The organism is Serratia sp. CY38905 (assembly GCF_052168875.1).
GTDB classification, from domain to species: Bacteria; Pseudomonadota; Gammaproteobacteria; order Enterobacterales; family Enterobacteriaceae; genus Serratia; species Serratia sarumanii.
The window spans coordinates 202,377-219,660 of the sequence record NZ_JBJNLV010000004.1; the positions used below are offsets into that span (position 1 = coordinate 202,377).

General features: G+C 60.5%; 16 protein-coding genes and 1 other annotated feature. Of the genes, 7 read left to right on the plus strand and 9 right to left on the minus strand.

All coding sequences use genetic code 11. The annotated features are described in order from the left end of the window. Window positions 1–35 precede the first annotated feature (35 nt). The 5 genes from thrC to ACJ8MK_RS12260 form a co-directional block, all read right to left on the minus strand. A complete protein-coding gene (gene thrC, locus ACJ8MK_RS12240; protein WP_033649143.1) occupies window positions 36–1,325 on the minus strand; it encodes a threonine synthase in 1,290 nt (429 codons plus the stop codon). A 3-nt stretch (window positions 1,326–1,328) separates the two neighbouring features. Next, complete coding sequence (gene thrB, locus ACJ8MK_RS12245) at window positions 1,329–2,258, minus strand: homoserine kinase (RefSeq protein WP_047569370.1); 930 nt, start codon at window positions 2,256–2,258, stop codon at window positions 1,329–1,331. Between the two features lies 1 nt (window position 2,259). After that, window positions 2,260–4,719, minus strand: coding sequence for a bifunctional aspartate kinase/homoserine dehydrogenase I (gene thrA / locus ACJ8MK_RS12250; protein WP_033649141.1), 2,460 nt, complete (start codon window positions 4,717–4,719; stop codon window positions 2,260–2,262). 24 nt (window positions 4,720–4,743) lie between these two features. Next, window positions 4,744–4,861 (minus strand) — a sequence feature (Thr leader region). Then, on the minus strand, window positions 4,800–4,886 hold the full coding sequence (gene thrL / locus ACJ8MK_RS12255; RefSeq protein ID WP_071525951.1) for a thr operon leader peptide: 87 nt from the start codon (window positions 4,884–4,886) through the stop codon (window positions 4,800–4,802). It overlaps the preceding feature by 62 nt. Before the next feature lie 194 nt (window positions 4,887–5,080). Beyond that, window positions 5,081–5,767: a tRNA/rRNA methyltransferase gene (locus tag ACJ8MK_RS12260; RefSeq protein WP_033652888.1), complete on the minus strand. Its 687-nt coding sequence runs from the start codon at window positions 5,765–5,767 to the stop codon at window positions 5,081–5,083. A 629-nt stretch (window positions 5,768–6,396) separates the two neighbouring features. Here ACJ8MK_RS12260 and arcA point away from each other — a divergent pair. Beyond that, window positions 6,397–7,113 carry a two-component system response regulator ArcA gene (gene arcA / locus ACJ8MK_RS12265; RefSeq protein ID WP_004933003.1) on the plus strand — a complete coding sequence of 239 codons (717 nt, stop codon included), beginning with the start codon at window positions 6,397–6,399 and terminating at the stop codon, window positions 7,111–7,113. A 51-nt stretch (window positions 7,114–7,164) separates the two neighbouring features. Here the strand turns inward: arcA and creA are convergent, their stop codons facing one another. After that, window positions 7,165–7,644, minus strand: coding sequence for a protein CreA (creA, locus tag ACJ8MK_RS12270; protein ID WP_033637043.1), 480 nt, complete (start codon window positions 7,642–7,644; stop codon window positions 7,165–7,167). Between the two features lie 342 nt (window positions 7,645–7,986). Here creA and robA point away from each other — a divergent pair, with 342 nt between their 5' ends. Continuing rightward, window positions 7,987–8,856, plus strand: a complete 870-nt coding sequence (robA, locus tag ACJ8MK_RS12275) for an MDR efflux pump AcrAB transcriptional activator RobA (RefSeq protein ID WP_033637041.1) — start codon at window positions 7,987–7,989, stop codon at window positions 8,854–8,856. Here robA and gpmB read toward each other — a convergent pair. Continuing rightward, window positions 8,853–9,500, minus strand: a complete 648-nt coding sequence (gene gpmB, locus ACJ8MK_RS12280; RefSeq protein ID WP_025305227.1) for a 2,3-diphosphoglycerate-dependent phosphoglycerate mutase GpmB — start codon at window positions 9,498–9,500, stop codon at window positions 8,853–8,855. The two genes, robA and gpmB, sit on opposite strands and share 4 nt — an antisense overlap. Window positions 9,501–9,601: 101 nt before the next feature. On the opposite strand from gpmB, the gene yjjX reads away from it, so the two are divergent. After that, on the plus strand, window positions 9,602–10,120 hold the full coding sequence (yjjX, locus tag ACJ8MK_RS12285) for an inosine/xanthosine triphosphatase (RefSeq protein WP_033637040.1): 519 nt from the start codon (window positions 9,602–9,604) through the stop codon (window positions 10,118–10,120). Window positions 10,121–10,131: 11 nt separating this feature from the next. Here yjjX and trpR read toward each other — a convergent pair whose 3' ends face one another. Beyond that, a complete protein-coding gene (trpR, locus tag ACJ8MK_RS12290; protein WP_004933017.1) occupies window positions 10,132–10,461 on the minus strand; it encodes a trp operon repressor in 330 nt (109 codons plus the stop codon). A gap of 54 nt (window positions 10,462–10,515) precedes the next feature. After that, window positions 10,516–12,444 carry a murein transglycosylase gene (gene sltY, locus ACJ8MK_RS12295; protein WP_033637039.1) on the minus strand — a complete coding sequence of 643 codons (1,929 nt, stop codon included), beginning with the start codon at window positions 12,442–12,444 and terminating at the stop codon, window positions 10,516–10,518. A 633-nt stretch (window positions 12,445–13,077) separates the two neighbouring features. Between sltY and ACJ8MK_RS12300 the strand changes: the two genes are divergently transcribed. The 4 genes from ACJ8MK_RS12300 to ettA all read left to right on the plus strand — a co-directional run bounded on the left by ACJ8MK_RS12300 (window position 13,078) and on the right by ettA (window position 17,279). Next, window positions 13,078–13,689, plus strand: coding sequence for a YfiR family protein (locus ACJ8MK_RS12300; RefSeq protein WP_369783288.1), 612 nt, complete (start codon window positions 13,078–13,080; stop codon window positions 13,687–13,689). After that, the gene (locus ACJ8MK_RS12305) at window positions 13,686–14,933 is read left to right on the plus strand and encodes a diguanylate cyclase domain-containing protein (protein WP_033637037.1); all 1,248 of its coding nucleotides are present in this window, start codon (window positions 13,686–13,688) and stop codon (window positions 14,931–14,933) included. Before ACJ8MK_RS12300 ends, ACJ8MK_RS12305 begins: the two co-directional genes overlap by 4 nt. Before the next feature lie 38 nt (window positions 14,934–14,971). After that, the gene (locus tag ACJ8MK_RS12310; protein WP_033649136.1) at window positions 14,972–15,469 is read left to right on the plus strand and encodes an OmpA family protein; all 498 of its coding nucleotides are present in this window, start codon (window positions 14,972–14,974) and stop codon (window positions 15,467–15,469) included. Window positions 15,470–15,611: 142 nt separating this feature from the next. After that, entirely contained in the window at window positions 15,612–17,279 is a 1,668-nt protein-coding gene (ettA, locus tag ACJ8MK_RS12315) for an energy-dependent translational throttle protein EttA (protein ID WP_025159620.1), read from the plus strand. Window positions 17,280–17,284: the final 5 nt, after the last annotated feature.

The following is a 17,284-nucleotide window of genomic DNA, read 5'->3' on the forward strand; positions in this document are numbered from 1 at the left end:
GCAAGACGGCTTTTCGCATTCTAGCCTGCCGAACCTCAGGCCGGCAGCGCCATCAGGAACTTGCGCAGCTCGGCAAAGCCGGCCGGCAGCGTGTGCGACAGCAGCGGCAGATCGGCCCGCAGCGCCAGCGCTTTCGGCAACGGCAGCTCCTGGCCGAGGATCGCTTCCACGCTCTCTTTAAACTTGGCCGGGTGCGCCGTGCCGAGGAACAGACCGAACTCCCCTTCCTGCAGCCTATCGCGCAGCGCGCGATAGGCAATGGCCGCGTGCGGTTCGGAGATATAACCCAGCTCGGCCAGTTCACGCATCGTTTCCTTGGTGGTCTCATCGCTGACCGCCGCGTGGCCCAGCTCTTTCAGCTGCCAGACCTTACGACGGAACAGCTCTTCCACGCGCGGCCAGTTGTTCGGCTGGCTGACGTCCATGGCGTTGGACAGCGTCGCGACCGTGGCGTGCGGCTGCCACTGGCCACTGGTCAGGAAGCGCGGCACGGTGTCGTTGGCGTTGGTGGCGGCAATAAAGCGCTTCACCGGCAGGCCCAGCGACTTGGCCAGCAGCCCGGCGGTCAGATCGCCGAAGTTGCCGCTCGGCACCGAAATCACCAGCTGATTGCGCGCTTCCTGCGGCAGCTGCGCCACCGCTTCGAAGTAGTAGCAGATCTGCGCCAGCAAGCGGCTGATGTTGATCGAGTTAGCCGAGTTCAGGTGCAGCGCGTCCTTCAATTCCCGATCGTCGAACGCCTGCTTCACCAGCGCCTGGCAAGCATCGAAGTCGCCGTCGATCGCTACGGTGTGAATGTTGCCGCCCAGGGTACAGAACAGCTTCTCCTGCAGCGGGCTGATTTTGCCCTGCGGATAGAGGATCACCACCCGGACGTTTTTCAGGCCGTAGAAGGCGTGCGCCACGGCGGCGCCGGTGTCGCCGGAGGTGGCGGTCAAAATGGTCACCGGCTGATCGCCGGCCACTTCCGCCAGCATCTGCGCCATAAAGCGGCCGCCGAAGTCTTTGAACGCCAGCGTCGGGCCGTGGAACAGCTCCAGGCAGGAGACGTCTTCGGTCACTTTCGCCACCGGCGCCGGGAACTCAAAAGCGGCCTGCACGCGCTTCTTCAGCGCCGCTTCCGGTACCTCTTCGCCGATAAAGGCCGACAGAATACGGCTGCTGCGGGTGACAAAGTCCTGCTCCAGCAGTTGGTCGATCTCGGTCAGTTCGAACTCCGGCAGCTCCAGCGGGAAGAACAGCCCCTGCTGCTTGCCCAGGCCTTGTTTGATCGCCTGCGCGAAGCTGACCTGCTCGTTGTGATCCTTAAGGTTGTACAGTTTCATGCGTTATCCCAGTAGTCGAGCGCCTGCGGTATCCAGACGGCAAATATGAACAAAACCTTCGTCGTTTTGCAGATAGTGTTGTTGCAGCCAGGCGGCCATGCGCTGCGCGGTGGCGCCGTCGTTGCAGACGGCGAACAGCGTCGGGCCGGAGCCGGAGATGCCGCAGGCCAGCGCGCCGATGTCCTGCGCCGCCTTGCGCGCTTCGGCGAAGCCCGGCAGCAGCCGGGTGCGGTACGGTTCGGCGATCACGTCCTGCATCAATTTGGCGGCCAGCTGCGGCTGCCGGGTGTGGCAGGCATGGATAAAGCCGGCCAGATAGCGGCCGTGGCTGATGCAATCCTGGCGACGGTATTGCGCGGGTAAAATGGCGCGCGCTTCGGCGGTGGAGACCTTGATGCCCGGATAGGCCATGACCCACAGCCAATCGTCGAAGCACGGCACCTCCTGGCTGATGATGCCTTCTTCTTCCAGCATCAGCTGCAGGCCGCCAAGGTAGCAAGGCGCCACGTTATCGTAATGCACGCTGCCGGAAATGCGGCCTTCCAGCTCGCCCATCAGGCCGAGCAGCGTCGTCTCATCCAGCGGCCGATCGCAGAATTCGTTCATCGCCATCAGCCCGGCCACCACCGAACAGGCGCTGGAGCCCAGCCCCGATCCGATCGGCATGTTCTTTTCCAACCGCATCGCCACCGGCACTTCGCGGCCGATCTCCTGGCAGAAGCGCTCCCAGCATTGATAAACGATGTTCTCTTTCGGCTCGGCCGGCAGCTTGCTGACGAAGCGCCCGGCATTCTGCAAACTGAACGTCTCGGCGGCTTCTACGCTGACGCAGTCGCCCAGCAGCGTGCCGTCGATCGGCGAAACCGCCGCGCCCAGCACATCGAAACCGACGCTGACGTTACCGATCGAGGCCGGTGCATACACCTTAACCATATTAAACTCCCAACTTCCATGACAGTGTGCGCAGCAGATCGGCGAACACGCCCGCTGCGGTCACATCGTTACCGGCGCCGTAGCCGCGCAGCACCAGCGGCAGCGGCTGATAGTAGCGGCTGTAGAAGGCCAGCGCGTTCTCGCCGTTCTTCACTTTATACAACGGATCGTTGCCGTCCACCGCCTCGATGCGCACCTTGCAGCGGCCTTCGTCGATCAGGCCGACATAGCGCAGCACCTTGCCTTGCTCGGCGGCGTTGGCCACGTTGCGCGCGAACTCTTTATCCAGCTCCGGCAGGCGCGCCAGGAACTGATCCACGTCGCCCGACGCGTCGAAGGACGGCGGCAGCACCGACTCGACCTCGATATCGCTCAGCTCCAGCTTGTAACCGGCCTCGCGCGCCAGGATCAGCAGCTTGCGCGCCACGTCCATACCGGACAGATCGTCGCGCGGATCCGGCTCGGTGTAGCCGTTGGCCCGGGCCTGCAGGGTCGCCGCCGACAGCGACAGCCCTTCATCCAGCTTGCCGAAGATAAAGGACAGCGAGCCGGACAGGATGCCGGAGAAGCGCACCAGCTCATCGCCGGCGTTCAGCAGGTTTTGCAGGTTCTCAATCACCGGCAAACCGGCGCCGACGTTGGTGTCGTAGAGAAACTTGCGGTGCGAACCGGCGGCGGCCGCGCGCAGTTGCTGATAATAGTTCATCGACGAGGTGTTGGCCTTTTTGTTCGGCGTCACCACGTGGAAACCGTCCGCCAGGAAGTCCACATACTGATCGGCCACCGCCTGGCTGGAAGTGCAGTCGACGATCACCGGGTTCAGCAGGTGATACTCCTTCACCAGGCGGATCAGGCGGCCGAGATTGAACGGCTCCTGCGCGCCGGCCAGCTCGTCGCGCCAGCTGTCCAGCGCGATGCCGTGTACGTTGGTCAGCATCACGCGTGAATTGGCGATGCCGCACACCCGCAGGTCGATATGCTTTTGCTTCAGCCACGGCTGCTGGCGGTAGATCTGCTCGATCAGCGCTCCGCCGACGCCGCCGACGCCGATGACGAACACTTCGATCACCTGATCGGTGTTGAACAGCATCTGGTGACTGACGCGCACGCCGGTGGTGGCGGATTCATTGCTGACCACCACCGAGATTGAACGCTCGGAAGAGCCCTGGGCGATGGCGACGATATTGATGTTGGCGCGCGCCAGCGCGGAGAAGAAGCGCGCGGAGATGCCGCGTAGGGTACGCATACCGTCGCCGACTACCGAGATGATCGCCAGGCGTTCCATCACGTCCAGCGGATCCAGCACGCCGTCTTTCAACTCCAGATAGAACTCCTCCTCCAGCGCGCGGCGCGCGCGCAGCAGTTCGCCCTGCGGCACGCAGAAGCTGATGCTGTATTCGGAAGAGGATTGGGTGATCAGCACCACCGAAATTCCGGCGCGCGACATCACGGCGAACACCCGCGCGGCCATGCCGACCATGCCTTTCATGCCCGGGCCGGAGACGTTGATCATCGCCATGTTGTTCAGGTTGGTGATGCCTTTCACCGGCATCGCGTCATCGGTGCTGTCTTTGCCGATCAACGTGCCGGGGGCCTGCGGGTTGGAGGTGTTTTTAATCAGGCAAGGGATTTGGAACTGGGCAATCGGCGTGATGGTGCGAGGATGCAGCACTTTGGCGCCGAAATAGGAGAGCTCCATCGCCTCCTGGTACGACATCGACTTCAGCAGCCTGGCGTCCGGTACGGTGCGCGGATCGCAGGTATACACGCCGTCGACGTCGGTCCAGATCTCGCAACAGTCGGCGCGCAGGCAGGCGGCCAGCACCGCGGCGGAATAATCGGAGCCGTTGCGGCCCAACACCACCAGTTCACCCTTGTCGTTACCGGCGGTGAAACCGGCCATCAGCACGATGTGGTCGGCCGGGATCGCCGCCGCGGCGATGCGCAGCGTGGACTCGGCGATGTCCACGGTGGACTCCAGGTAGTGGCCCTGCGCCAGCAGTTTCTCCACCGGGTTGATCACCGTGACCGGGTAGCCCTTGGCGCGGAACACCCCTTCCATGATGGCGATGGAGAGCTTTTCGCCGCGGCAGATGATCGCCGCGTTTACGCTGTCCGGGCACTGCCCCAGCAGCGAAACGCCGTGCAGCACCTGTTTGAGCTGCGCGAACTCCTGATCGACCACGCCTTTCAAGCGATCGTATTCAAAGCCCGGCAGCGCCTGCGCCAGGCCGCTCAGCAGATCGGCAAAGATCCGCTCGGCGTCGCTGATATTCGGCAGAATGTCCTGGCCCGCCACCGTTTTGTCGATCATCGCCACCAGATGGTTGGTGATCTTTGCAGGGGCGGACAAGACCGTGGCTACCTGTCCCTGACGCGCATTACTCTCCATGATGTCGGCAACGCGCAGAAAACGTTCTGCATTCGCCACCGAGGTTCCGCCAAATTTCAGCACTCGCATGTGTGATCTCTCCGAATTTAAGCCGAAAAAAAAGCCCGCACTGATTAGGTGCGGGCTTTTTTCTGTGTTTCCTGTGCGCGTCAGCCCGCCCCGTTACCTGTGGTATCGGTGGTGGTAATAATTGTGGTTTTCAGGCTGATGTTGCGCATGTTGTCTGTCTGTCTCATGAAATACTCTGTCCCCTCTATTGGTTAAAGCAATCGCTATCCCAAGTCAAACGATTTCTTTTTTTTGCTTATTTTCCGTTCAGCGACGGTAATGCGCGATGCAACAGGTGAAAAGCAAAACGACAGAACAAAAAAACAACTTAAAGCCGATTTACCAGTGGATCACGCTGGGTAACCGTCTGATGGAGCCGCTATCACTTGGCGAGTTTTTTTTCGATGTCGTGCAGCAGCGTATGCAACATCGCCGTATCGCGCTGTTGCAGCGCGCCGAGCCGCTGGTGCAGCCAGTCGCGCAATTTTTGGTCATCGCCGACATCCAATGCGTTCAACAAGGCATCGGCGCGGCGGCGCAGCGCCTTGAGCTGCCCTTCCGACGCCGCCGTTTCCTGCGGCGTGCTGACGCCCATCAGGCTCGCCAGCTGGTAGCAGTAAACCATCACCGCCTGGCCCAGGTTAAGCGACGGATAGTCCGCCTGCATCGGCACGCCGGTCAGCAAATCCGCCAGCGCCAGCTCTTCGTTGGTCAGGCCGGAATCTTCGCGGCCGAACACCAGCGCGGCCTGGCCGACCCACTGCTTGCGCTCGCTCAGCTGTTCCAGCAGCTCGGGCGGCGTGCAGTAATAGTGAAAACGCGCGCGGCTGCGGGCGGTGGTGGCGACGGTGAAATCCACGTCCGCCAGCGCCAGTTCCAGCGTGGCGAACGTTTGCACGCCGTCGAGGATCTCGCCGGCTCCGTGCGCCACCCAGCGCGCCGCCGGCTGCAGGTGCGCCTCGCTGTCGACGATGCGCAACGACGTGAAGCCCATGGTTTTCATCGCGCGCGCCGCCGCGCCGACATTTTCCGGCCGCGCCGGAGCCACTAAAACAATATGAAGCTGCATCACTCTTCCACCGAAGGCAGGCCTGCGCTTTTGACGGTGGCGCAGCACCCGCTTATATTTACAATTGCGTAACAATAAACGCGTTAATAGCAACAAACAAGATTAAACGGCTCGTTGAGCTAATAAACCCGTCGTAATAGTCATTATTCGTGCTTATGTTTTACTGCATTTATTTATCAATGAGTTAAAACAAGGCGATGATCAATAAGCGAATAATTGTATCCTATCGGGCCGGATAATGCTGAATCGTTCACAGAATTTGAGGTTCTGTGACTTAAACTGGCATTTCTGTAAGTGTTTTTCACAAATCTGTTAACGTGCTACAATTGAATTTGATATATGTCAACAAAGCGTAGTTTTGTTGGGTGATGAATTCGGCACGCGCTGTTATATTGCTGTTAATGGGGTTAGGATATGCGCCAATTTGGCACCCCAGGGGTTGTAGGGAACAGCATCCCCACCAGGCTAGCGATCTTGTTGACATGAGATGGAAAGTGCATCAAGAACGAGTTTACGTACTTTAGTCATTTGCTGAGAGGGAACGTGGCGCTATCTCTGCCCTCCTCTAAGAAAACAAAGACTTCTGTACTTCCTATTTTCTATTTTGTTGGCAATTTTAGGTAGCAAATATGCAGACCCCGCACATTCTGATTGTCGAAGACGAGTTAGTCACTCGTAACACCCTGAAGAGCATTTTCGAGGCGGAAGGCTACATTGTTCATGAAGCCAATGATGGTGCAGAGATGCACAATATCCTGTCTGAAAATGATATCAATCTGGTCATCATGGACATCAACCTGCCAGGCAAAAACGGCCTGCTGTTGGCGCGCGAACTGCGTGAACAGGCCAGCGTCGCCTTGATGTTCCTGACCGGTCGCGATAACGAAGTGGACAAAATCCTCGGCCTGGAAATCGGCGCCGACGATTACATCACCAAGCCGTTCAACCCGCGTGAGCTGACCATCCGCGCGCGCAACCTGCTGTCGCGCACCATGAACCTGGGCAGCCTCGGCGAAGAGCGCCGCCTGGTCGAGAGCTACAAGTTCAACGGTTGGGAGCTGGACATCAACAGCCGCTCGCTGATCAGCCCGGCCGGCGAACAGTACAAGCTGCCGCGCAGCGAATTCCGCGCCATGCTGCACTTCTGCGAAAACCCGGGCAAGATCCAGTCCCGCGGCGAACTGCTGAAGAAAATGACCGGCCGCGAGCTGAAGCCGCATGACCGCACCGTGGACGTCACCATCCGTCGCATTCGCAAACACTTCGAATCGACGCCGGACACGCCGGAAATCATCGCCACCATTCACGGCGAAGGCTACCGCTTCTGCGGCGATCTGGAAGAGTAATTCCGGCCTGCCGTCATGAAAACGGGGTTCAGCATGCTGAACCCCGTTTTTTTATTTCGTCTCAGCCCACGGCATGATCGGCACCGCGCTCAGCGCGTTCTTCGGCGAACCGTCGATCACCTTGTCGGAGTAGCTCAGGTAAATCAGCGAATTGCGCTTGGCGTCGTAGAAGCGCACCACCTGCAGCTTCTTGAACACCAGCGAGGTGCGTTTCTGGAATACCACCTCGCCTTCCGACTTGCCGTTTTTGATCTTGTCGCTCAGCTCGATAGGACCCACCTGCTGGCAGGAAATGGCCGCGTCGGCGGTGTCTTCCGCCAGCCCCAGACCACCTTTGATGCCGCCGGTTTTGGCGCGGCTGATATAACAAGTTACATTTTTAACATCCGGATCGTCGAATGCTTCCACCACGATTTTGTGGTCCGGCCCCAACAATTTAAACACGGTATCAACGGAGCCCACCTGCTCCGCCTGCGCGCTGCCAACGGTTGCGCAAACCAAACCGAATAAAAATATCCAGCCTTTTTTCATTTACTTAACTCCGATATAACCTTGCCGCAAAAATAGGTTCGGCGATCGCCATTATTTATGTCTAAGCTCACGGAATCGGTTTTTTACGGGTCCGCACCGTCCGTTTTAGCACAGAGCGTGACAAAAATCTTTGAGAGTCGCGGAGTAAAAAAATTGCTATGATGCGGCGTCGTTATTTCTTTGCGCCCACTACGGTGTACCCCAATCCAACTCTGGCGCGGCAAGCGCAGCAGAGGCAAAGAGTGCAACGCATAATGGCTCATGGATCGGTCTGATAGCGCAGCACCAGCGTGACGAATCAACAGTTCGGGTTCCTACCCCCAAGCTTTACGAGGAAGATCTATGGATCAAGCCGGTATCATTCGTGATCTGCTTAGCTGGCTGGAAAGCCATTTGGACCAACCCTTGTCGCTGGATAACGTGGCGGCCAAGGCCGGCTACTCCAAATGGCACCTGCAACGGATGTTCAAAGATATTACCGGTAACGCCATCGGTGCTTACATCCGGGCAAGGAGGCTGTCCAAAGCCGCCGTCGCGCTGCGTTTGACCAGCCGGCCGATTTTGGATATCGCCCTGCAGTATCGCTTCGACTCGCAGCAGACCTTCACCCGCGCCTTCAAAAAACAGTTTGCGCAAACGCCGGCGCTGTACCGCCGCGCCGAGGACTGGAACGCATTCGGCATCTGCCCGCCGATCCGTCTGGGGGCTTTCACCCTGCCGCAGCCGGAATTCGTCTCGCTGCCGGACAAGCGCCTGGTCGGCCTGACCCAAAGCTACTCCTGTACGCTGGAACAGATCACCACCGTGCGCACCGAGCTGCGCTCGCAGTTCTGGCGCCAGTTCCTCGGTGACGTCGAAACCCTGCCGCCGGTACTGTACGGGCTGCACCACTCGCGGCCGAGCCAGGAGAAGGACGACGAACAGGAAGTGCTGTACACCACGGCGCTGGAGCCGGATCAGGTGCCTGACAAGGCGCAGGAAGGCCAGCCGCTGGTGTTGCCGGGCGGTGAGTTTGCGATGTTCAGCTACGAAGGGCCCACTGAGGGCCTGCAAGACTTTATTCTGACGGTCTACGGCACCTGCCTGCCGGCGCTCCAGCTGACGCGCCGCAAAGGGCACGACATCGAACGCTTCTACCCGAAAGGCGAGCGCCGTCCGCATCAGGCGCCTATCGAGATCAAGTGCGACTACCTGATCCCGATTCGGCGTTAACGCTGCAGTTCGTCCAACGCGGGCATGTCCAGATGCGTGACATCGCCCGCGGTCTCCACGATCCAGCCGGAAGCCAGCCACGGGCTCTGCTGGTGATCGACGCGCGACAGTGAACAGTTGCGCAAGCGCAAACGGCGTTCCGCATAGGCCGGCAACCCCAGCACCGTACTGATCAAACACCCCAACGCGATGCCATGGCTGACGAGCAGCGGCTTGCTGCCTTCCGGCAGCATCAGGCAGCTCTCCAGCGCGGCGCGCATGCGCTCGCCCAGTTCCTCCATGGATTCGCCTTGAGGGATACGGCCGTCAGGAGTACCATCGACCATCTGTTTGCGCCACTGCTCTTCCTGCGGCGTCAAACTGTCGATCAGGCGTTCTTCCAGAACCCCCATGTGCAGCTCACGCAAACGCGGATCGCCTATCACTTCGCAGCCACAGGCTTCGGCGATGATCTGCGCGGTGCGGCGCGTGCGCCCCAGATCGCTGGTAATGATGTGCGTAATGCCTTCCTTACTGACGCGCCTGGCGACCAGACGGGCCTGGTGTTCACCCATGGCGGTTAACGGGCTGTCGGACTGACCCTGGATGCGGCGAGCCGCGTTCCATTCCGTTTCGCCATGGCGAACGAGGTATACCTGTAACATTTTTGTTTTCCGTTATACTGCGTGAAATTTGCGTTTATCCCCGGCCCGGCGGCGCTTTTGCCGCTGCCCGGCGTATCGGCCAGAAGGATATCAAACCCGTTATGTACCATGTTGTCGCTGCAACTACCAACCCGGCAAAGATCAAGGCTATTCAACTGGCCTTCGATGACGTCTTTGGCGCGAACCAATACCGCATTGAATCCGTTGACGTCGCCAGCGGCGTCTCGCTGCAGCCGATAGGCAACCACGAAACCCGCACCGGCTCGCGTCAACGCGTCATGGAAGCGCGCCAGGTCAGGCCCGAGGCCGATTTTTGGGTCGGCGTGGAAGCCGGGATTGAAGAGAATATGACCTTCGCCTGGATGACCATCGAGAACCCGCACATCCGCGGCGAATCCCGCTCGGCGAGCCTGATGCTGCCGGAAGTCATCTTACAAGGTATTCGCGCCGGTCGCGAATTGGGCAGCGAAATGGCGGCGATCACCGGCAATGCCGAGGTGAAGCGCCAGGGCGGCGCCATCGGCGTCTTCACCGACGGCCGGCTGAGCCGCACCAGCGTTTACCACCAGGCGCTGCTGCTGGCGCTGGTGCCGTTTCACAACGCCATCTATCAGCAATAGCACCGAGCCCGCTAGGGCGCGTCGTGCAACAGCTGCTGCTCAAGCCACTGTTTCAGCTCGGGTGAAGCCGCTTTCAGGCTGTTCGAGCCGCGGGTGATGGTGGCGATCCCCGCGCCCAGTTCATTTTTCAGCTCGCGCTGGCTCATCTCGCCGCGCATCAGTTCCTGAATGATCCGCACCCGGGTGCCCAGCGCGGTGCGCTCGTCCGGCGTCAGCATCAGCTGCAGCAGCGGTTGATGCAGCTCTTGCGCAAACGAATTCTGCAGCAGCGCGACGAAGCGCAGCCAATCCTCATTGCCTTGTTCTGAAAGAGCGGGGTCGTTTAACGATAATTGCGTCATGGCAGCCACCATACTATTTAACTAGTACAGCAGCATACCATAGGGCCGTCAAAATCAATAACGTCTCTGCCACTCGGCGTCGGTCAACACCTTGGCCGGCCGGTGCGTCAGATAACGGTAAAACGCATCGTAGGCCAGCACATTCTTGACGTAGCCGCGGGTTTCCGAGAACGGAATGCTTTCGATGAACGCCACCGGATCGATACGCCCCGCGCTGTTGCCCAGCCAGGTGTTCACCCGTGACGGGCCGGCGTTATAGGCGGCGCTCGACAGGATGCGGTTGCGGCCGAACTGCTGATAGACCGACTCCAGATAGCTGGTGCCGATGGTGATGTTGGTCTGCGGATCGAACAGCTGGCTCGGGCCGACGTAGCCGGGAATATTGAACATCTGCACCGTATGCTGCGCGGTGCGCGGCATCACCTGCATCAGGCCGGAAGCGCCAACCGGCGACTGCGCCTTCGGATTCCAGGCGCTCTCCTGGCGCGCTATCGCCATCGCGTAGCTGGTGGTGATCCCCTTGTCATCGGTGGCGCGGCGGAACTCCTGCGGCCAGGCGACCGGGAAGCGCTCCTCCAGATGATCCCACAGCTTGCCGACGATGGTCGCCTGCACGCTCAGATCGGCCCATTTTTGCTCAAAGGCGTAGCGCGCCAGCGCCTCTTGTTCCGGTCGGCTGCGGCTGGCGACGTAGGAGCCCCACTCGCTGCGGGCCAGGTTGTCCATGTTCCAGTACATCAGCTCGCGCACCCGGGCAACCTCCGGCCCGTCGACCAGCGACGCGCGCGGCTTGGCCGCCACCGCCACCATCACCGGATAAGTGGCGTTCAGCTTCTGCGCCGCCGCCATCGGATAGAAGCCGCGTTCGGTCATCAGGTTACGCAATATCTCCTCGCCTTCGGCGCGTTTGCCTTCGTCCATCAACTGACTGGCGCGCCAGTAGCGCCACTCATCCTTGTTGCGCGACGCCTCCGGCAGGCGGGCCAGCCAGGTCGCCACGCCCTGCCGATCGCCGTTGCCCAACGCCATGCGCACCCGGCGCTCCAGCAGCGAAGGCGAACGGCTGCGCAGAATCACCCGATCGCGCCACTGCGCCTGTTCATAGGTGGCATCGCTGCCCATCAGGCGCCAGGCCACCGCCTCTTCCAGCCCCAGCCGCTCGTCGTCGCTCATTTTCTGCAGCCGCGCGAGCGTCGGGATCATCGCCCGCGCGTTTTCCACATCCTGCCGCGCCAGGCGTTCAAAGGCGATGCCGGTGGCGGCGCGGGTAAAGTCGGTCGGCCCCACGCTGCGGGCGAAGGCTTCCACGGTGGTCGGATCGTTTTGCAAGCGCACCAGGGCGTTGCCCATGGTTTGGTAGTCGGCCGGCAGCTGGCTGTAGAGGTTGCTGACCAGCGAACTGTTGCCCTCCTTCAACGCCAGCTTCATGCGCGCCAGAATATCCAGCGGCGTCTGCTTGCCTGCGCCGCGCCAGACGCTGAACAGCCGATCGCAGGCGCCCGGCAGCGTTTTGCCGTTCAGCCACAGTTCGTCGGCGCCGCTCCAGGCCGCCTGCTGATCGCCGGTGGCCCACTTGGCGTAGTAATAATTGCAGCGCGCCGCCACCGGTTTGGGCGGCTGCGGGCTGAAGGCCAACAGGGTGCGCCAGTCTTCGCGCCGCGCCAGCTCATTGACGAAGCGCGGGGCCAGTGATTTCGCCGGCGGCAGCGTCGGGTTGCGTTTGATAAAGTCGTTCACCTCGGAGAACCCCGCCTGGCTCAGATCCTGTGTCAGCTCGCGGTATTCCAGGTAAGGATAAAGCGGATAATCGCGCAGCGTCGGCATCAGCTGCGCCACCACGCCCATCTGATTGCCGTCCCATGCCTGTTTGATCTGCTGGTAGCGCTGACGTTGCGCATCCAGAGAATCCGCCAGCGCCGCGCCTGAAAACGCCGTCAGGCACAGGCCCATTGCCAACAGCCGTCGCTTGTCCACCTTGACCATCCTCGCTCTTTCCTCACTGGTTGGACCGCAGGAGCCGCCCAGCTCCCCGGTGACCGCCGCGCCACGGCACAGCGGGACAAAATAAAGCCGGGCGCACGGCCCGGACGCAGATATCTACCATAGACAGCGCAATCGCTCATCCATTCAATACTGTAGAAGAAGAAGTGTATCGCCATGACGGGAGCCAGGTAAAAAACGTTTACTTTGGCTGACAAATCAGGCCGACGGGATATTTCCAGCCACCGGATTTTTATTAGCCACCCCGGCATTTATAAGAGAAGTAAAATAATTTTTAATTATTAGCTATGACATTATTGCATTTGTGAGATGACGCCACCGTTGCGCAAATCGCCTGACAGCTGGCCAAACGCGCCAACTTTGCAGAAAAGCGGTGGCAAACCCGGGTAGGCATTTTTATACTATCAAAAATAAGTAGGATAATTCCGAGAAAACAGCACATAAAGCGCCCAACGAAGACATCTTATAATACAATCCGCGCCAATTATGGGTGAGATAGTGTTCATTAGGCAGTGCGACTGACAGCTTTCAGCAAAACGATTGTCCCTTCAAGCGGGCCGAACTTTTCCTTGTCAGGCCACGGCCTGCGGGCGGTGGATCAGGCCGGAATGGCGGGTGAAGATGGCGAATAAGACCGCGATAGCGATGCGTTGCGCAAAAAGCCCCGTGCCGGGCTTCCTTGGCGCACGTCTGAATATCGGTCGCCTGCTGCTGATCGTGTTGTTGGTGCTGCTGACGTTGTCCGGGCCTGCGCGCGCCGCTGATGATCCCTATCAAAAACGCACGCACGCCGTGACGACCGTGGTGGTAGGCATCATCAGCTACGCCCGCTGGTCGCGTGAACCCAATCCAATCCGCTTGTGCGTGACCGCACCCACCCAGTATGCCGAAGGGCTGTTCGATCCGATCCTGCTGAGCGCCCCGCGTCCGATTAAAGCCGAGCGTGTGCCGTTCGACAGCCCAACGCTGAGTACCGGCTGCGATGTCATCTACTTAGGGAACATCACCGCCGCGCAGAGACAAAATTTCATGCAGCGCATTTCCGGCAACTCCATTCTCAGCATCAGCGAGAACGATAGCGAATGCTCCGCCGGCAGCGCATTTTGCCTGCAGATCGATGGGGACCAGGCCAGTTTCAAGGTCAACCTGGATGCTCTGGCGCGCAGCGGCGTGCGCGTTCACCCCAACGTGCTGCAGCTGGCACGCAAACAGGCGCCGCCGCTATGAGGCTGTTGCACAGAAACCGCGCCGGCAATGCGCGCCCGACGCTGGGCCGAGTGCTGCAGCGGGTGCATCTTGGGCTGGCGCTGATCGCCGTCGGCACCGCCGGCATCTTTTTGACGCTGGTGGCGCTGTTTGCGCTGCGCGCCTATGCCGACCACAACCTGCACCTGATCGCGCGCTCCATCAGCTATACCGTCGAGGCCGCCGTGGTGTTTGAAGACGGCGTCGCCGCGCGTGAGGCGCTGATGCTGATCGCCTCCAACGAAGAGATCCTGGAGGCGCGCATTCTGGATAATAAAGGCAAGATGCTGGCCAGCTGGCGCCATCCCTCCGACAGCCCGCTGCACGGTCTGGAGCAGATGGTTGCGCACTGGGCGCTGCCCGAGCCGGTCATCCTGCCTATTTCTCACGGGGGCAAACAGGTTGGCCAGGTCTGGTTGAGCGGCAACGGCGGCAGCCTGTTGCGTTTCCTGTTGCGCGGCCTGGTCGGCATGATCGCCTGCATGGTGCTCAGCACCCTGTGCGCTCTGGTGTTGTCGCGCCGTATGCTGGTCGGCATCGTCAGTTCGCTGGACGACATCGCCAACGTGGCGCACGCGGTGCGCCGCGATCGCACCTTCGGCCTGCGGGTGCCGTCGGCGCCGATCGCCGAGCTGCATGAGCTCAGCAACGATTTCAACGGCTTGCTCGACGAGCTGGAGGCCTGGCAGGCCCATCTGAAGCAGGAGAACGACTCGCTGGCTCACCGGGCGACGCACGACAGCCTGACCGGCTTGCCGAACCGCGCCTTCTTCGAAGGGCGGCTGAGCCGGGCGCTGGGCGATATCGAACCGCCGGCGAAATTGGCGGTGCTGTTTATCGACGGCGATCGCTTCAAGGAGGTGAACGACAGTTACGGCCACGCCGCAGGCGATGCGGTGCTGACCACCATTGCCGGGCGCATTCGCGCGCAGCTGCGCGAGACCGATCTGGTCGCGCGTCTGGGCGGGGATGAATTCGCCGTGCTGCTGGCGCCGGTACACGGCACGGAAGATGTCCTGCAGATCGCTGACAACATCATCGATTGCATGACGCAACCGGTCATTTTGCCGAACGACGAGGCGGTCATTACCTCTCTGAGTATCGGTATTGCGCTGTACCCTGATCACGCGTCGACGCCTCAGGGTCTTTTGCACGAAGCTGACGATGCGATGTATCAGGCAAAGCATCGTTATAACGGAGGCTGGCGGCTGGCTATACATAAATAAGAGCCCCGGCTATAACACTTGAACTAGGGATTTTGACTATGATACAGCAACTGTTTAAAGGTCGTTTTTCACTGCTGACGATGGTGTTCGTCGCCCTGCTGGCGCTCGCCGGCTGCCAGAGCAAACCGCAGGGCCTGACGCCCGAGCAGATCGCGCTGCTGCAATCGCAGGGCTTCAAGCTGACCGATAACGGCTGGGAGTTCGGCCTGTCGGATAAAGTGCTATTCGGCAACAACATCGGCAAGCTGAACCCGGAAAGCACCGAGACGGTGCAGAAGATGGGCCGCGCGCTGCTGAGCGTCGGCATCACCAAGTTCCGCCTGGACGGTCATACCGACAACTACGGTGAAGACAGCTATAACGACCAGCTCTCTCTGCGCCGCGCCGATGCGGTGGCCGATCTGCTGGCCAGCGTCGGCATTCCGCGCGCCAATATCGAAACCCGCGGCATGGGCAAACGCGATCCCGTTGCCGACAACCGCACCTCCAGCGGCCGCGCGGAAAACCGCCGCGTCGCGATCGTCGTCACGCCATAAGCCACCAATATGCGCCTTTATCGGCGCATAAACGGTTATACTTAGCGATCGCTGAGCGATGTCTGGGATCCGAGATCGAAACGGGCTACACTCATGCCGCCAGACATCCTATAAATACTGATATAGAGAGGCTTAGAGCAACGTGGCTCAATACGTCTATACCATGCACCGCGTCGGCAAGGTGGTACCGCCGAAGCGTCATATTTTGAAAAACATCTCCCTGAGCTTCTTCCCCGGGGCCAAAATCGGCGTACTGGGTCTGAACGGCGCCGGTAAGTCCACCCTGCTGCGCATCATGGCCGGCATCGATACCGATATCGAAGGGGAAGCGCGCCCGCAGCCGGGCATCAAGATCGGTTACCTGCCGCAGGAGCCGCAGCTTAACCTCGAACACACCGTGCGTGAGTCGGTGGAAGAAGCGCTGGCGGAAGTGGTCGGCGCGCTGAAGCGCCTGGACGAAGTGTACGCGCTGTACGCCGAAGAAGGCGCAGACTTCGACAAGCTGGCCGCCGAACAGGGCCGCCTGGAAGAGATCATTCAGGCGCACGACGGTCACAACCTCAACGCCCAGCTGGAACGCGCCGCCGACGCGCTGCGCCTGCCGGACTGGGACGCCAAAATCGCCCACCTGTCCGGGGGTGAACGCCGCCGCGTCGCGCTGTGCCGCCTGCTGCTCGAAAAGCCGGACATGCTGCTGCTAGACGAACCGACCAACCACCTGGACGCCGAGTCCGTGGCCTGGCTGGAACGCTTCCTGCACGACTTCGAAGGCACCGTGGTGGCGATCACCCACGACCGTTACTTCCTGGATAACGTGGCCGGCTGGATCCTCGAACTGGACCGCGGCGAGGGCATTCCATGGGAAGGCAACTACTCTTCCTGGCTGGAGCAGAAAGACGCGCGTCTGGCGCAGGAAGCGTCCGCCGAAGCCGCTCGCCGCAAGTCGATCGAGAAAGAGCTGGAGTGGGTGCGTCAGGGCGCCAAAGGCCGTCAGTCCAAAGGCAAGGCCCGTTTGGCCCGCTTCGAAGAGCTGAACAACACCGAATACCAGAAACGTAACGAAACCAACGAACTGTTCATTCCACCTGGCGCACGCCTGGGCGACAAAGTGGTCGAAGTCAGCAACCTGCGCAAGTCCTACGGTGACCGCCTGCTGATCGACGACCTGTCGTTCTCGGTGCCGAAAGGGGCAATCGTCGGCATCATCGGCCCGAACGGCGCGGGTAAATCCACGCTGTTCCGCATGATGTCCGGCCAGGAACAGCCGGATTCCGGCAGCATCGTGCTGGGCGACACCGTCAAGCTGGCCTCCGTCGATCAGTTCCGCGACAGCATGGACGGTTCGAAAACCGTGTGGGAAGAAGTCTCCGGCGGGCAGGACATCATGCGCATCGGCAACACCGAGATGCCGAGCCGCGCCTATGTCGGCCGCTTCAACTTCAAGGGCGTCGATCAGGGCAAACGCGTGGGCGAGCTGTCCGGCGGTGAGCGTGGCCGTCTGCACCTGGCCAAGCTGCTGCAGGTTGGCGGCAACGTGCTGCTGCTCGATGAACCGACCAACGACCTGGATATCGAAACCCTGCGCGCGCTGGAAAACGCCCTGCTGGAATTCCCTGGCTGCGCCATGGTGATCTCGCACGACCGTTGGTTCCTCGACCGTATCGCCACCCACATTCTGGACTACCAGGATGAAGGCAAGGTGGAATTCTTCGAAGGCAACTTCACCGAGTACGAAGAGTACAAGAAGCGTACGCTGGGCGCCGACGCGCTCGAACCGCACCGCATCAAGTACAAGAAGATCGCCAAGTAATGCCC